The following is a 15,440-nucleotide window of genomic DNA, read 5'->3' on the forward strand; positions in this document are numbered from 1 at the left end:
AGAAAAGTAAGGCCACTCCGGCCAGGCGAAGCTATGAAACAAGGCCAGGTTATATAAGCCAAGCACAGTAGCCACGAAGCAAGGTATAGCTGCACCAGTAGTTTGAGCCTACGGATTTAGTGGAGTCCTAGACTTTACACTACTAATGGTCACGGGTTGAGCCTCGCGATGGAAATAAAGATTAACCGGGAAACCATTTCCCAAAAGAGATACAGGTATGAAAGGAGGAGACAACGGCACAGTAACCCCACTGATGAAGCAATACAACGCCATTAAGGCGAAGCATCCGGGGGCGCTACTGCTATTCAGGGTAGGGGACTTCTACGAAACCTTTGGCGAAGACGCCATCAGGGCCAGTAAGATATTGGACATCGTGCTGACCAAGCGCGGCGCCGGCTCCACCTCCGAAACGGCACTGGCCGGTTTTCCGCACCACTCCCTCGACACCTACCTGCCCAAGCTGGTGCGCGCCGGTGAGCGCGTCGCCATCTGCGACCAGCTCGAAGACCCCAAATCGGTGAAAGGCATCGTGAAGCGGGGCGTGACGGAACTGGTAACACCGGGCGTCTCCTTCAACGACCAGGTGCTCGAGAAGCGCAGCAACAACTACCTGGCTGCCGTGCATTTCGGCAAGACTGAGGCAGGCGTATCCTTCCTAGATATCTCCACGGGCGAATTCATCACCGCTCAGGGCGACAAGAACTACGTGGGCAAACTGCTGCAGAGCCTGGCGCCGGCGGAGGTGCTCTTCTGCAAACGCGAGAAGGAAACCTTCGTCAGCAACTACGGTCCTGACTTCCGCTACTACGCGCTAGAGGAATGGGTGTTCAGCTACGACTTCGCCTATGAATCGCTGACGCGGCATTTTAATACAACCTCCCTGAAAGGCTACGGGATAGAGGGTATGCGCGAAGGTATAACCGCGGCCGGCACCATTCTGCATTACCTCTCTGAGACGCACCACCACGAGATCAGCCACATTGCGACCATCTCCCGCCTGGAGGAGGACAAGTACGTGTGGCTCGACCGCTTCACGGTGCGCAACCTGGAGCTGGTATACCCGCAGAACCAGGACGGTGTGCCGCTCATCCAGATACTTGACCAGACCACCACGCCCATGGGCGCCCGGTTGCTGAAGAAATGGGTGGTGCTGCCGCTGAAGGACGTGGTGCAAATCAGGCGCCGACTCGACACGGTGGAGGCGCTGACGAACCACACGGAGCTCCTCGATGCGCTATACCTGCACCTGAAGCAGATAAACGACCTGGAGCGCCTGATTTCGAAGGTGGCCGTGCGTCGCGTTAACCCGCGGGAGCTGGTGCAGCTGGCCAAGGCGCTGGATGCCATCCAGCCCATCAAGAAGCTGCTGGCCGCCAGTGCTATACCTGCCCTCGTGAAGCTGGCCGACCAGTTGGCGCCTTGTGATGGTCTGCGCGAGGAAATCAAGAACATCCTAAAGCCCGATGCGCCGATGCTCACCAACCAAGGCAACATGATAAACGACGGCGTGAACGAGGAGTTGGACGAGCTGCGCAAAATCGCCTTCTCGGGCAAGGACTACCTAGCCCAGCTGCAGCAGCGCGAGGTAAAGAACACCGGTATAAGCTCCCTCAAAATCGCCTACAACAAGGTGTTCGGCTACTACCTGGAGGTGACGCATGCGCACAAGGATAAAGTGCCCGCCTCCTGGATACGGAAGCAGACGCTGGTCAACGCCGAACGCTACATCACCGAGGAGCTCAAGACCTATGAGGAGAAGATTCTGAACGCGGAGGACCGCATCTATGCCATTGAGTTTGGGCTGTTCAACGAGCTGGTGCTGCAGGCCATGGACTACGTGGGGCAGGTGCAGCAGAACGCCAAAGTCATCGCCGTGATTGACTGCCTGAGCTCCTTCGCGGGTATAGCCGTGGCCGGTAATTACGTGAAGCCCGAGGTGAGCGACAGCCACGTGCTCGACATCCGCAAGGGCCGCCACCCGGTGATTGAGAAGCAGCTGCCGTTAGGCGAGGAGTACGTGCCCAATGATATCTTCCTCGACAACGAGGAGCAGCAGGTCATCATCATCACAGGCCCCAATATGGCCGGTAAAAGTGCCCTGCTGCGCCAGACGGCCCTGATTGTGCTGATGGCACAGATTGGCTGCTTTGTGCCTGCCGAGGCCGCGCGCATCGGCGTCATCGACAAGATATTCACCCGTGTAGGCGCCTCCGATAACCTCTCCAAAGGCGAGTCTACCTTTATGGTGGAGATGACCGAGACGGCCAGCATCCTCAACAACCTCTCGGACCGCAGCCTGGTGCTGATGGACGAGATTGGTCGCGGCACGAGCACCTACGACGGTATCTCCATTGCCTGGGCCATTGTGGAGCACCTGCACAACCACCCGAAATTTCGGGCCAAGACGCTTTTCGCTACGCACTACCACGAGCTCAACCAGTTGGCCGAGGACCTGACGCGCGTGAAGAACTACAATGTTTCGGTGAAGGAGACGGGTGGGAAAATCCTGTTCATGCGCAAATTGGTAGAAGGGGGCAGCGAGCACAGCTTCGGCATACACGTGGCCCAAATGGCCGGCATGCCCAACAGCGTGGTGCTGCGCGCAGACGAAATCATGCATCACCTCGAGAAAGAGAAGGTATCGGAGCAGGCGCCGAAGCAGCGGATGAAGACAGCGCCCAAGAACAACTACCAGCTCAGCATGTTCGAGTTGCAAGACCCGCAGCTGCTGCGCATCAAGGAACTGATGGAGCAACTCGATATCAACACCATTACACCGGTGGAAGCTCTTTTGAAGCTGAATGAGCTCAAACTGCTGCTGCAAGACAAGGGCGAAGTGGTGCGGTAGCAGGTATGGAGAGTTTTGAGGAGAAGGCTTCGTGAAAATTTTCTCCTTGAAAATCAGCTATAAGCGTGAAAGCGATAGAAAATTTTAGCACAGACTATTGACAAGTGAGATTTTGTCTATATCTTTGCATCACTAAATCACTGAAACGGTTTAGGGAATGACTTAAGCGGGAGTAGCTCAGTTGGTAGAGCGCGACCTTGCCAAGGTCGAGGTCGCGAGTTCGAACCTCGTCTCCCGCTCAAAAAGGCAAATAGATAAAGACGTTGTGCTGAACAACGTCTTTGTTTTTTTAAGTCACCCCTCCGGAGAAAGCTTCGGACGGCGCCGGGATGGTGGAACTGGTAGACACGCAAGACTTAAAATCTTGTGAGCGCAAGCTCGTGCGGGTTCGATTCCCGCTCCTGGTACTTAACTTACTATATTTGGATAACCAAATGTTAAGAAAAACCCGCTTAGATGCATTCTAAGCGGGTTTTTGCTTTTATAGCCTTTCCCTAATACACCCCGCTTTTTCCCTTGTTTTGATGTTATTTGTAACCAGTTTGTAACTCGTTTGTAACTGATGTAAATATCTTTTCTTATATTGGATAAGAAAGGAATACAAAAGCTATGCAAGGGAAAAAACGAGCGCCAAAAGAACCAGTTAGGCTAAGGGAAAAGAAACTGGCAAACGGCAAACTAAGCCTGTACTTAGATTTCTACTATGAGGGGGTAAGGGAATTTGAGTTCCTGAAACTGTACATAGTGGCAAAACCTAAGGATAAGCTGGAAAAAGACTCTAATAAGACCGTTCTGGAGCTTGCACAGCGCATCAAGGCCAAACGCACAGAGGAACTGCTAACAGGAGCCCTGAACCTGAGTTCTAAGACACAGGGCTCAGTAGACTTTGTACAGTACTGGCAGGCTTACAACACACAATACACAAAGGCAGATCATAGGGTGTTGAGTGCCTGCCTGAACAAGCTCAAATCCTTTCTGAAAGACAGGTATGATACAGCCCGCCTGCCTTGCAAAGACATTACCCCAAATTTTGTACTAGCATTTAAGGACTACTTAGAAGCAAAACAGACAGGCGATGGCCCTCAGACTTACTTTACCCGCTTTAAGAAGGTGGTAAAGCATGGCATGAGGGAAAACCTGTTCCCACATTACCCACTGCCTGAAAAGGTAAAGTTTAAGAGCGGGGGCATGAATAAAGGGGTACTGAACTTAGATGAGATCAAAGCATTAGCGGCCGCCTATTGTGGTAACGAGGTAATAAAGCGGGCTTTTCTGTTTGCCTGCAATACTGGCTTAAGGTTTGGCGATATAAAAGCCCTTAAATGGCAGGATATAGGCGGCTCAGAGCTGTTTGTAGTGCAGAACAAGACTAAGGAGGTGCTCAGGCTTAAACTCAATCAGAACGCCCTTAAACTGATAGGGGAGCGGGGCACACCCGATAGCCTGGTATTCCCTTTACCATCATTTGAGGGCTCAGTTAAGACTGTTAAGAATTGGGTAGCAAGAGCAGGTATAGATAAGCGCATTACCTGGCATAGTGCCCGCCATTCCTTTGCTACCAACATACTTGTATTGGGGTATGACATTAAAACCCTTTCCCAACTCTTAGGGCACACTTCCATACAGCATACACAAAAGTACCTGAGCATTGCAGACGAGCGCAAAGCACAGGCTGTAAACGCCTTACCTGACCTTAATTTTTAATAGCTATGCAGGAATATGAATACACTTTTGAAGATTGGTTGAAAGGAGAGATCAAAAGTGAGGATCTAGTAAGTTTAGTTGAAAATAAAAGGCTGGGAGAAAACGACTTTAAAAGAATAAGGTCAGATCAAAGTTTTGCATACTCTAATTATATAGCTATGCACCTGCAATTGATGAAGCTTGCCTTTTATAGGAGATATGAACACTCCTTTGCAAAGGAAGATTTACTAAGCCAACAATTGAAAGCAGTTGAAGAAGCCTTGAAGAACTTCAAAGCTGACAACCCTATGCTTTATTGGGAAGCAATCAATGGTATAGACAATAGGTACAAATTAACACCTCCATTTATTCCATTCTATCTAATGGCTAGCCCTTTAATAGATGAATTTGAAGAGATAATGCCTACTCATATATCTTATTATACTAAATCAAACTTTTTCAGATGGCTTAAGTGGCTAAAAGAAGATGGTAAAAATGATACTGAGCCCTCATTTGATGGATTTAGTGAGGAAGCAAGAAATGAACTTGATAAAATCAACCAACGATTTGAAAGGTTAAAGCAATTGGATAGTAAAAGAATGGATGATTACATTCAGGATCTTTATAACCTACCATTTGTTAAGGAACGAGTAACAAAGCTTATGGCTGAGCAGGCAGTAAGCACATTGAGTAACTACTCTAATGAACAACCCAGTTATAATGAAAGCTCTAAAGGTGAATTTATAAGCTATGTATGGCAGGATGATCACAAAGAGGAGCTTCCAAAGCTATATAAGTTAATGAAAGATAAGTATCTGCATAAGAATACAACGCTTAAACAGTTTAAAGCTGTATTTACAGGTAAGACTACAGAAAATTTTACTCCTATCAAGTGGCATGATACCAACGCCTATGAATTGCTTTACTTTATCATGCAATTAATAGACTCAGGCAATATAGATGGAAGCCTTAAGAGGATGGATTATATAAAGCTTAAAGCTTGTTTTATTAAACCTAATGGAGAACCATTCACAACTGATTTCAAAGTTGTAAAGCAGAAGGTAAAAGAAGAGCTATCAGCTGAGAAGCAAGAGGCCATAGATGAACTTATAAGCCACTTCTGCTAATCTCAATCCCTTACCATTACCTTAACCTTCATCAAAAGTGAAGGTTTTTTCTTTCCAACCGTTGCAATCTTTGCTCTTGTTATAACGAACAAAGGATTAGCGCTAATCCATTTCTAAAACTTCAAAAAGAAAAGAAATGGAATTTCAACAACTAGAGGAAAGGCTAAGAAGCATTGAAACCCTGCTATTAAGCCAAAAGACAGTATTAAACTTTGATGAGGCGGCAAGCTATACAGGCTTATCTAAAAGCTACCTGTATAAATTAACCTCAGGGGCTCAGATATGCCACTACAAACCCCAGGGAAAGCACATCTACTTTAATAAGATAGAGTTAGACCATTGGCTGCAAAGAAACCCTGTAACGCCTATAAACGCTGATGAGATAGAACAGCAGGCAGCAACCTATGTAGCACTTAAGAACATGGGGAGGGCTAAGTCATGATAGCGGCATACTTTAGATTTGAGAACCTACCAGATCAGGTAAAGGCTAAGTATGGTATTAGAAGTAAAGCCCGCTTAGACTGCACAACCCACGCCAACACTAAAAGCTATACAGGGTTGATAGATTTTATAAACGCCAAAGGGCAAATGTACCTGTTTAAGATACCTGCTAGAGAGTTTGTAAAGGCCAATAGCAAACGCCTGGCAGAATGGGCACTATCCAACGGTAAACTAAACCTATCCAGCATCTACTTTGAAGATGTAGACTTTCCTGAGTATGGCTATGGATACCCCAGCGCTAACAGGCTCCTGAGCAATGGCACAGCCAACCCGCTATTCCCTTACAGGAATGACTGCTATCTGTTCATCACTAATCAGGATCTAACCTTAGTAGAAGTGTTTATAATACTTAATGGCAGGAACCTTATACCTGGCTACTATCAAAACCTAATAGATGGAGCATTAGACAGCGAGATAGAACAGCTAAGGGCACAGGCTAAGCCGTTCTTTGACTATGGTATTTCCTTATAGTAAGCAGTACAGATTTATACTTTTTATAAACGCTATGTACTGTACTATAGGCCAATTCCTAGCAGTGGATATGATAGGCGGTTCTGTTTGGGACTGCCTGCCATATCTGACCAACCTATCAGAGACCTACAGGCAGGACACAGGCAAAACTTATATTACTGGCAATGCTGGTAATTTAAGGATAGGCATATCAGAGCATGGGGTAAGTATAAAAGGGAGTCTAGCTAAGTTCTACTTAGGCACTAACCTGCACACCCTAACCCGCTCAGATAGTAAAAGAGCCTTTGAACTGATGGCAGACACGCTACACCTGCCAGTATATAAGGCAAAGGTTACAAGAATGGATGTAGGGCATAACATCATGACAGAATATAAGCCTGAGCTGTATTACCCTTATCTAGGCCAAAGCCCAAGGTACACGCGCCTTACCCAGCCCACAAGCATAAGCTATCAGAACAGCCAAAGAAGCCTAAAGGCATATAACAAGATAGCTGAGAGCAAAAAGAACGGGGTAACTATTCCTGATGTGTTCAGGGGTAAGAACCTGCTCAGGTTTGAGGTAAGCTACACGGCCCGCCTGACTAAGCAGTTCAATCAGGCGGTAATAACACCAGATACACTGACAGATGAGCGGTTTTACATGGGCATGTATGACCGTTGGTACAATGAATATGAAGCAATACACAAAGTAGGACTTACTCTAATGGATACAAGTAAGATAAACACCCCAAAGGATTATACAGATCAAGTGCTAAGGCTTGTAGTGCAGGAAAAAGGCTTAGAAGCCTTCTTACACCATATTGAGGTAATGAAAGAGCAAAAGGTCTTTAAACACAAGAAGTATTATACAGACCTTAGAAACATCTTTAAGGGCATGGCAAAGGCTCAGAGTATTGCAGAACAGCCTGAATTGATACAGGAACTTAACAGCAAAATAACAAAGGCAAAGCAATACTACCGCTAAGGGGTAGGTTAGAGCATGACAGCCCCTTACAGCGACCGCTTGTTCCTATATTTTACATGCTGGCAACTAAAAGGTGAAAGGGGTAGGCCCTAGTAAATCCTTAAAAGGTATTCAGTTACAGCGACCGCTTGTTCCTGAAAAAAAATCGCTGCCAATTTAAAGGTAAGGGGGGTACATTGAATCCTGTGGCAATACCAAAACAGCGACCGTTAGCCCCTAAAGCGGGTTTGCATGCAACTGAGAAAGAAAAAGTAACTAAGTAGGCTCCCTGGAAAGGGCCTGTTATTAAGCCTGTTTACCCTGCATATTCCCTAAAGATTTAGGTTTCATTTCCAACCCAAACCCATACCCTTATGCCAAAGCCTTACACATTCCCGACCTTGTTTGATGAGGTTAAAACAGTATCCATATCTAACCTGAACAGATGGGGCTACCTTAAGCCCAACCGTTACCGATCAGGGACTATTACATGGAGTAGGAACGGCTCGGTATACAGCAGCATAGGTATAGCTGTTAGCACTCTGACAGATAACCCTTACCTGGAACTGAGTTATACCTATGGGGATAAGCCTGTTAAGTACAAAGTAGAGCTTTCAACCGTTCCCGCCAACATTGGCAAAGGTGAGGTATGGTACTTTGTTTGTCCCAGCACTGGCAAAAATTGCAGGATACTTTACTCAGTTGGGGCTCTGTTCCTGCACAGGTCTGCCTGCAAAGGCTATATGTATGAAAAGCAGACATACAGCCATAAGAACAGGGGCATCATGAGAATGTATGAAAAGCTGTTCAGTTCTGACAAAGTGTATGAGGAGCTACACAGCAAACACTTTAAAAGAAGCTACAAAGGAAAGCCTACCAAACGATTCCTAAGGCTAATGCAGAAGATCAGAGAAAGTGAGCGCGTGCCCTATACTGAATCTGAGTTGATGGTAATGTAATGGCAGGAACAACACGAGAAAACTAGAATTTTGGAGGGTATAGAACATTAGGATTAATATAAAACGGCTGACAAAGAGGGTACAAATACCTTTGTCAGCCGTTTTAGAATCTTTGTGAATAAATCAGTTCTTAGATTCAGCTACAGCCATATTTGTAGATGCTTTAGCTCGAGCAGGTAAGAATTTACCTTTAGCCTTTTTCAGTAGGTATTCCTCAAATATCTTGCTGTAAATCACACCAGAAAGGCAGCATATTATGAAAACGGCTACAAAGACAAATGCTGAATATAGCTCACCCGAGTATTTAGGGAACAGTCTCACAAGAATGCTTATTTCTGGGTTGTGTACCAAGTATATCGAATAAGAGGCATTCCCTACTACCATCAGTAAGCTAGACGATTTGATTCTATCCAGAGCAGTGTTAATGCTGCCTAGTATCAGGAAGAAGAAGCTTACAGCGAACACCAAAGTAATAGGTAACTGCACCCCCTGCCATTTCAAAATCACTGCTGCCATACACACCAAAGCAGCCACAGCAAGAAACGCCCGCTGCCCCGCTAATTTGGTTTCCTTTACCAAGACTGCCAGGTAAAAGCCCATGATAAACTCGAGATTGTAAACAGAGGCAAAAAACTTCAAGACAGGTATACTCTCCCAAGCTGTACCGGCATGCAGCCAATTCAAGTAGATGATAGCTCCTGCCCATACAGCGGTAAACATATACCAGCCTCTCTTTGTGTAGAACCAAATCATAAACACTAGATAGAACATCATCTCATGTACTAATGTCCAAGCCACTGACAGAGCGGGTGGTCCGTCTGGAATAAGCGTGAGCGAGGTAAGCAGGCTTATGTCTCTGTTACCCTCAGACATATTAGGGAGCAAGCTGTACAAGAGCAGCATAGCTATACCTATAGGGAGGTAGGGAATATATATTCTAAACACCCTATTAAGTAGATAAGACTTATTGGTCCCAAAGCTAGCTGATTTAGTATAACAGGAGTATGTAATAATGAAGCCGGATAGGACGAAGAAGAAATCTACCCCATGTTTACCCAAACCAGCGAGAAAGGAAAGGGTACTGTTATCCAGTCCAAAGAAGTAAATGAATGATGGCCATTGGTGATGAAAGACTACCATCAGAGCAGCTATACCCCTAAAGACCTGAAGAGAATTAAAAAAACCGCCTTTTTCTTGTAAAGCAACAGACATATAAGAATTGTTTTCTATTGTAGATTAGCGCGCAAAAGTACAATAATTCTGTTTATTATCTTTTATTTGTCATACTCTTTCTTATTTTTCTAAAGCAGTAAGTACTTCAATGTAATCATTGCAGGTATGCCAACCGAATGCTACTTAGTGCTGCTAGAGAAAACTAGAGTTTTAGAAGTGTATAGAACCTAACAAAACCTGACATTGCCGTGCATATAGCAGAACTACATAAAACTACACTTTTGGGAGTATGTAAAACCTGATAAAACCTGAAATAAATCTAAGTGAGAGCTACTCCTGAAAGGATAGCTTTATTTATTGCAGAAAGCGGGTTATTTTGTGCCTGCATTAAATCAAATCCTGTTAGGCATAGAATGCGAACAGCTACACACCGCCTAAGCTATAATAGTGTAAGCCTTACCTAAGCAGCCATACCTGGCAGCCTTTACAGATGTTAGTAAATGTTAAGGTTTTCACGCGCGCGAGGCAATCTTATTTAGAGGCTTATAGTGTATGAATTATATTAATCTCAGTAGTATTTACAGGCTCTACTCTTTTCCTGATTATTGGAGCATGAAAGAGGCTAAGCCTAAAATCAGGAGAGTTATACTAGCTAAGGAGTTCAAAGTAGTACAAGAGATTGAGGCAAAGCACTATGTACAAAAGTATGGGGATTATGCTTTTAGGAACTACCTGAGAGAGGATAAGAAAGAACTTAAGCAATCAGGCTTGCAATCACTTATTACAGCTTTACAGGCTCTTTATAAGCTCAATGGATACCCTGCAAAGTATAACATTATTGAGGGCAGGTATTAAGAAAGGTTAGTAAAAATTAGTATTTCCTGTTACTCATATAAAGAGTAATAAAACCTGACTAAATCTGACATCTTAAAAGGTTTGGCCCTTAGACAGTAGGAGTTAGGCACATGAACAAAACTGAACACCCTAGAAAAGCTAACTTTTGACCAATTCGCCTGGGGCAAAGGGGTAAATCTACAATAGATATAAATAGATTTACATGAGGCCTTTGAAGCAAGACAGACCTACAGCCAATTATTCAGTCTTTATGAAAAGCCTTACAAGACCGATCGATAATAATCTGCTCAATCGTTCCCAAGTACAACTAATAAATGAGCTTTGAATTTTTAATCTATATTTTGTTTATCTAAGTTCTTAATTTTGCACCGCAAAAAGCTAGAATAAGCTTTGCTTGATGATTATTTATATGCGAATTGAAACAAACTTAAGGAGTGAGGTAGAGTCAGCAGTAATAACTCCTATTAATGTTAATGAGCCAACAAGGAATACATCAGTAGATATACTAAGATCAGTTTCAATGATTCTGGTAGTACTGTTGCATGTGGCTGCACCATATGCTAGCAGTGGGTTAGAGAATGACATCCTTAACACAGACTTTTGGATAGGGAATGTGTTAAACTCCTTCAGTAGGGTTTGTGTGCCACTTTTTGTTATGATTAGTGGGGCGTTTCTGCTGGGGCGGAACGAGCCTTATGCTTTTTTCTATAGAAAGAGAGCAGCCAGGGTACTATGGCCCTTAGTTTTCTGGAGTGGAGTATATATATTGTACTTGTTCCTAATGCAGTACATAGGTTCAGGGGAATTGCAGGTACTACCAGTTATCAATAGGCTTCTGATTGGAAAGCCTTTCTATCACCTGTGGTACATGTACATGCTTATAGGGCTCTATCTAATAACCCCGATTATAAATAGGGCGATTCAATCCTTAGCGTTAGAAGAATTGAAAAGAACTGCCTACATAATGCTAGCTGTTGGATTTCTGATAAACCTCTGGAATGTTTACTTCAAGAACGAGTCAATATTTATTCTTTGGTTTGCTGAGTATATCGGGTACTTCCTGATGGGCTATGTTATGATTAATAGCCAAAAGAAGTGGAGTAGTATAAGCCTCTTAGCTGTTTATGGGGCGTCATCCCTTCTCATAGCGGCAATGACCTACTTTTTTAAGAGCCCATTCTTTTATAATTATCTCTTCCCATTAGTTACTGTAGCTTCTCTGACTATATTTAAGCTATTTACACAGAGAAGCTTTCATGACAACTGGCTTTCCCGGTTCTCAAAACTGACTTTGGGTGTCTACCTCATACACGCGGGCATTCTGGATGTTATGCGCCTATTAGGCGATAGATTTCAGTTGACGGCAGGCTTTACTTTATTTGACATCTTAATAAAGCTCTGTCTGGTTATCGGGATTTCTGTGGCTATGGCAAGCATCATTAGTCGAATTCCCAAGTTAAACAAGGTTATATAACTTAACTGAATACTCATGCTGTTTGCAGGTGCTTTTGCTGATTTTGTAACCAGTTTGTAACTCGTTGCTATAAAAATAATGCTAAGCAATTGATTTACAGCATTATAAATAAAGGGTTAAATACACGCTCCTGGTACTAGAATAATCTGAAAAAGCCCTTGTAACGCACGTTGCAAGGGCTTTTTTGTTCGGTTAAGCCGTATCTTTGTGGGTCTACACCAATATTTTCGTACAGGTTAGGCACAGCAGACCTTAACAGCACAATACCCCTCCCATGCCCGCAGCATTCAGCGACTTATTTAAAATCGAAAGGACAGCCTCAGCAATAAAATCCGAGCTGTTGCCTCGATTTTTTGAGGTGTGGGCGTCTACTATACTGCAGCAGCCAAATAAACCGCTTGTCCCTATACCTTTCTTTGACTTGCAGGCCGGATTGGATAATAATGAATTGGTGCCTGCTGCCTTGCAGCAGCTGCGGCAGGTATACAAAAGCACTGGCTCCCGTCTTGATTTTAATAAAAGTATAAAGTCTACCTTTTACGATGCTGACCAGTCTGCCTTGGCTGAACTGCAGGCGCAGGTAGCGCAATTGCCGTTCTACCAAAATCTGGTGCACCCGCCAGACATGTTGCTTGAGGAGAACTCTGAGGCAATGGCAGAGCAGGTTCTGGATATAGGACAGCCGGCCCTCACTTTTCTGAACCCTGTTGGGGAAGGTTTTTCACAACAGTTTATGCTTCATGCCACCCAGAACTGCGCATCAGATTTGCTGATGCTTTTCAACCCGAAAGCTTTGGAGGTAGCTGTGAGGAAAGCCAAGCCAGATAGTTTGCTTCAGGAAGCCTTTGGAGAGCGACTGGAACAGATTAAGGGCTTCTACAAGCAGAACAGAAACGCGGAAAAGCGGGAGGCGTATTTGCTAGATTGCTTTGAAGAAATCTTCAGCAGCAAAGGCTTCTATACCTTAAGGTTCAGGATAAACCTGCCGGATAGGAAACAGACAAATCAATACCTTGTGCTGGCTTCTACGTCGGCGCAAGCTTATACCAGAATCAAGGAACTGCTGGAAGGGTATAGCGACTACCAGGAGGACGGGGTGCCGCTGTTCGGCGCTAATCTGCAAGCGCAGCAGATGTCCCTGTTCCATGAGCATCTCAAATACTCCGTTGCCAAGTTAGCGCAGGAGCTTCTGGCGGATGCCACGAGCTGTAACAACCGGTCACTGCAGTACATTTATGAGCAACATAACCTAGGTACTCACTATACCTTGGCGAATTACGCTGCAGCCTACGAAAGACTGATGCGGCAAGGAGTGGTACGCTTTATCAACCCCAAAACAGGACAGCCTGTTACTAAACTGACAGCAGTATCGCTGATTAGGTATAGCGTCAAAAAAGAACAGGGACAATAATATAGTCCTTAATCAGTCCTTTCTCAAGGCATTGTGACTTTGTCTTTTACTCAGCTGTCGTCGGGTCTATGATGGTACCTACCCTGCTTATCTTATTGGCCGGGAAGCCTCCCTGTTGGGCATGCTCCCGCACCATTTCCTCGTTCGGTGCATTGTAGATGCAGTAAATTTTGTCGTCCGTCACATAGCTCTGGACCCACTGAATCTTAGGGCCCATCTTGTCGAGCACGCCACAGGAGGTCTGTGAAATGGATTTCAGCTGATCCGGTGTCAGCTTGCCGGCATCCGGAATCTCTCTTTCTATTACAAATTTTGGCATAGCGGTATAGGTATAGCTAATTGTTTTGATGATGTAAATCAGATATGCAAAGTGGCAGGGGGATTAGCCTGAGCTGGAAGAGGAGTGTACGACCTGTCTGTTCAAAAACAGAGACGTGTTTATCTTTAAATAATGCCTGTTGCGTATGTAAGTGTTTGTGAGTTAGTGATATATAACTACGTGTCGTTATGTCTATGGTTGGAGTGCTTTGGCAGGGGATTTAATAAGAGAGTTGATATTGAGGAGTGTCACCAGTAGCAACAAAACGGCCAGTGCGGCAGAATCACTCCGAAGGGAGCATTCTGCCGCACTGGCCGTTTTCTAGGATTAAGGGGTTTCTGGCTTATACCTTATCTTACCAGTTCTCTGTTCCTGTTTGCATCTATAGCCAGGAGGATGAACAGCAGGATGGTGAAGGACCAGAGCGAGGAGCCGCCATAGCTGAAGAAGGGCAACGGTATGCCCACCACCGGCGCCAAACCGATGGTCATGCCCACGTTGATGACGAAGTGGAAGAAGATGACCGATACCACACAATAGCCATATGTTCGGCCAAAAACCGATTTCTGCCGCTCCGCGATGTGCACGATGCGCAGCAGCAGGAGCATGAACAAACCAATCAGGATGGTGCTCCCGACCCAGCCGTGTTCCTCGCCAATGGTACAGAAGATAAAGTCGGTGCTCTGCTCCGGCACGAAGTCGAATTTGGTCTGCGTCCCCTCCAGAAAGCCTTTGCCCCAGAAGCCGCCGGAACCGATTGCAATCTTCGACTGCGTTACGTTCCAGCCATAGCCCAGCGGGTCTGCCTCCGGGTTAATGAGTGCCTTGATGCGGTTCTGCTGGTGGGGCTGCAGGATATCGTTCACGAAGTAGTCCACGCTGAACACCATGCCCACAACCAGCACAAAGAGCGCTATCATCGTCTTGAAGCGGCGCATTAAACGGTAGTCCAGGAACATGGCTAGGCCCATGACGGCGGCTATGCCAATCAGCAGGTATAGCTTGGGTATTAGCAGCGTCAGGATGAAAATGGCCGCCGCCGTACCGCCTATAATGAGGATGAGGGGCGACATACCTTCGCGGAAGAACGCCAGGATAAAGGCGCCGAACACCAGGGCCGAGCCCGTCTCATTCTGTAGGATGATGATGACGGCCGGCAGAAAGGTGATGGCCGCCAGCACCATCTGGTCCTTCATTTTCTGTTGGCGTAAACTCACCTGGCTCAGGAACTTCGAAATGGCAAGCGCTGTCGCAAACTTGGCCAACTCAGCGGGCTGCAGGCGTATGCCTCCGCCCAAATCGAGCCAGGAGCGGGAGCCGGCCACCGGGTTGGCCACGGCCAGCGTGAAAAGCAGCAGCAGGATGATAGCCCCGTAAATGGGGTAGGCCAGGTGCTCGTATACCTTGTAATCGACGACAAGCAACACAATCATGAGAATAACGCCAGTGCCTATCCAAAGGAGCTGCTTGCCCGAGTTGATGTCGAAGCTGAAGATGTTCACCACGTTGTCTGGGCTATACACCACGGCGTAAATGTTCATCCAGCCCAAGGCTACCAGCACGAAGTAGATGAGCACGGTCACCCAGTCCAGGTTCCCCAGCACGCTGTGGGAAGTGCGCCGGCTGCTGGGCTGCACAATCTTTCCTCCAAGCACTCTCTGTTCAACTGGCATACC

At 45.8% G+C, this 15,440-nt stretch carries 13 protein-coding genes and 2 tRNA genes; 12 read left to right on the forward strand and 3 right to left on the reverse strand.

Going from position 1 to position 15,440, the window contains the following annotated elements:
- The first annotated feature begins 217 nt into the window (after positions 1-217).
- The 9 genes from mutS to B051_RS0102990 all read left to right on the forward strand — a co-directional run bounded on the left by mutS (position 218) and on the right by B051_RS0102990 (position 8,532).
- On the forward strand, positions 218-2,848 hold the full coding sequence (gene mutS / locus B051_RS0102950; protein WP_018476689.1) for a DNA mismatch repair protein MutS: 2,631 nt from the start codon (positions 218-220) through the stop codon (positions 2,846-2,848).
- Between the two features lie 166 nt (positions 2,849-3,014).
- A tRNA-Gly gene (locus tag B051_RS0102955) sits at positions 3,015-3,087 on the forward strand.
- Positions 3,088-3,171: 84 nt separating this feature from the next.
- Positions 3,172-3,255: transfer RNA gene (locus B051_RS0102960), tRNA-Leu, on the forward strand.
- A 202-nt stretch (positions 3,256-3,457) separates the two neighbouring features.
- Positions 3,458-4,552: a site-specific integrase gene (locus B051_RS0102965; protein WP_018476690.1), complete on the forward strand. Its 1,095-nt coding sequence runs from the start codon at positions 3,458-3,460 to the stop codon at positions 4,550-4,552.
- A gap of 5 nt (positions 4,553-4,557) precedes the next feature.
- Positions 4,558-5,658, forward strand: a complete 1,101-nt coding sequence (locus B051_RS0102970) for a hypothetical protein (protein WP_018476691.1) — start codon at positions 4,558-4,560, stop codon at positions 5,656-5,658.
- Positions 5,659-5,794: 136 nt separating this feature from the next.
- The gene (locus B051_RS0102975) at positions 5,795-6,100 is read left to right on the forward strand and encodes a helix-turn-helix domain-containing protein (protein ID WP_018476692.1); all 306 of its coding nucleotides are present in this window, start codon (positions 5,795-5,797) and stop codon (positions 6,098-6,100) included.
- Positions 6,097-6,630: a hypothetical protein gene (locus tag B051_RS0102980; RefSeq protein WP_018476693.1), complete on the forward strand. Its 534-nt coding sequence runs from the start codon at positions 6,097-6,099 to the stop codon at positions 6,628-6,630. The genes B051_RS0102975 and B051_RS0102980 overlap by 4 nt, the downstream gene beginning before the upstream one ends.
- On the forward strand, positions 6,614-7,594 hold the full coding sequence (locus B051_RS0102985) for a phage/plasmid replication domain-containing protein (RefSeq protein WP_018476694.1): 981 nt from the start codon (positions 6,614-6,616) through the stop codon (positions 7,592-7,594). Before B051_RS0102980 ends, B051_RS0102985 begins: the two co-directional genes overlap by 17 nt.
- A 353-nt stretch (positions 7,595-7,947) precedes the next feature.
- Complete coding sequence (locus B051_RS0102990) at positions 7,948-8,532, forward strand: hypothetical protein (protein WP_018476695.1); 585 nt, start codon at positions 7,948-7,950, stop codon at positions 8,530-8,532.
- A 123-nt stretch (positions 8,533-8,655) separates the two neighbouring features.
- Here the strand turns inward: B051_RS0102990 and B051_RS0102995 are convergent, their stop codons facing one another.
- Positions 8,656-9,744: an acyltransferase family protein gene (locus B051_RS0102995; protein WP_018476696.1), complete on the reverse strand. Its 1,089-nt coding sequence runs from the start codon at positions 9,742-9,744 to the stop codon at positions 8,656-8,658.
- A gap of 513 nt (positions 9,745-10,257) precedes the next feature.
- On the opposite strand from B051_RS0102995, the gene B051_RS0103000 reads away from it, so the two are divergent.
- From B051_RS0103000 to B051_RS0103010, 3 genes are all read left to right on the forward strand, one after another.
- Positions 10,258-10,560: a hypothetical protein gene (locus B051_RS0103000; protein WP_018476697.1), complete on the forward strand. Its 303-nt coding sequence runs from the start codon at positions 10,258-10,260 to the stop codon at positions 10,558-10,560.
- Between the two features lie 397 nt (positions 10,561-10,957).
- Positions 10,958-12,034: an acyltransferase gene (locus tag B051_RS0103005; protein ID WP_083919413.1), complete on the forward strand. Its 1,077-nt coding sequence runs from the start codon at positions 10,958-10,960 to the stop codon at positions 12,032-12,034.
- 274 nt (positions 12,035-12,308) lie between these two features.
- On the forward strand, positions 12,309-13,445 hold the full coding sequence (locus B051_RS0103010) for a hypothetical protein (RefSeq protein ID WP_071594842.1): 1,137 nt from the start codon (positions 12,309-12,311) through the stop codon (positions 13,443-13,445).
- Between the two features lie 46 nt (positions 13,446-13,491).
- On the opposite strand, the gene B051_RS0103015 is transcribed toward B051_RS0103010, so the two are convergent.
- Positions 13,492-13,764: a DUF4242 domain-containing protein gene (locus B051_RS0103015; RefSeq protein WP_018476700.1), complete on the reverse strand. Its 273-nt coding sequence runs from the start codon at positions 13,762-13,764 to the stop codon at positions 13,492-13,494.
- A gap of 350 nt (positions 13,765-14,114) precedes the next feature.
- The gene (rodA, locus tag B051_RS0103020; RefSeq protein ID WP_018476701.1) at positions 14,115-15,437 is read right to left on the reverse strand and encodes a rod shape-determining protein RodA; all 1,323 of its coding nucleotides are present in this window, start codon (positions 15,435-15,437) and stop codon (positions 14,115-14,117) included.
- Positions 15,438-15,440 lie beyond the last annotated feature (3 nt).

It is taken from the genome of Pontibacter roseus DSM 17521 (genome assembly GCF_000373265.1).
Taxonomy (GTDB): Bacteria; Bacteroidota; Bacteroidia; order Cytophagales; family Hymenobacteraceae; genus Pontibacter; species Pontibacter roseus.

What these genes read in the sequence shown, in the direction of transcription:
- mutS (WP_018476689.1), top strand. Translation starts at nt 218, where the DNA reads ATGAAAGGAGGAGACAACGGCACAGTAACCCCACTGATGAAGCAATAC.
- B051_RS0102965 (WP_018476690.1), top strand. Translation starts at nt 3,458, where the DNA reads ATGCAAGGGAAAAAACGAGCGCCAAAAGAACCAGTTAGGCTAAGGGAA.
- B051_RS0102970 (WP_018476691.1), top strand. Translation starts at nt 4,558, where the DNA reads ATGCAGGAATATGAATACACTTTTGAAGATTGGTTGAAAGGAGAGATC.
- B051_RS0102975 (WP_018476692.1), top strand. Translation starts at nt 5,795, where the DNA reads ATGGAATTTCAACAACTAGAGGAAAGGCTAAGAAGCATTGAAACCCTG.
- B051_RS0102980 (WP_018476693.1), top strand. Translation starts at nt 6,097, where the DNA reads ATGATAGCGGCATACTTTAGATTTGAGAACCTACCAGATCAGGTAAAG.
- B051_RS0102985 (WP_018476694.1), top strand. Translation starts at nt 6,614, where the DNA reads ATGGTATTTCCTTATAGTAAGCAGTACAGATTTATACTTTTTATAAAC.
- B051_RS0102990 (WP_018476695.1), top strand. Translation starts at nt 7,948, where the DNA reads ATGCCAAAGCCTTACACATTCCCGACCTTGTTTGATGAGGTTAAAACA.
- B051_RS0102995 (WP_018476696.1), bottom strand. Translation starts at nt 9,744, where the DNA reads ATGTCTGTTGCTTTACAAGAAAAAGGCGGTTTTTTTAATTCTCTTCAG.
- B051_RS0103000 (WP_018476697.1), top strand. Translation starts at nt 10,258, where the DNA reads ATGAATTATATTAATCTCAGTAGTATTTACAGGCTCTACTCTTTTCCT.
- B051_RS0103005 (WP_083919413.1), top strand. Translation starts at nt 10,958, where the DNA reads ATGATTATTTATATGCGAATTGAAACAAACTTAAGGAGTGAGGTAGAG.
- B051_RS0103010 (WP_071594842.1), top strand. Translation starts at nt 12,309, where the DNA reads ATGCCCGCAGCATTCAGCGACTTATTTAAAATCGAAAGGACAGCCTCA.
- B051_RS0103015 (WP_018476700.1), bottom strand. Translation starts at nt 13,764, where the DNA reads ATGCCAAAATTTGTAATAGAAAGAGAGATTCCGGATGCCGGCAAGCTG.
- rodA (WP_018476701.1), bottom strand. Translation starts at nt 15,437, where the DNA reads ATGCCAGTTGAACAGAGAGTGCTTGGAGGAAAGATTGTGCAGCCCAGC.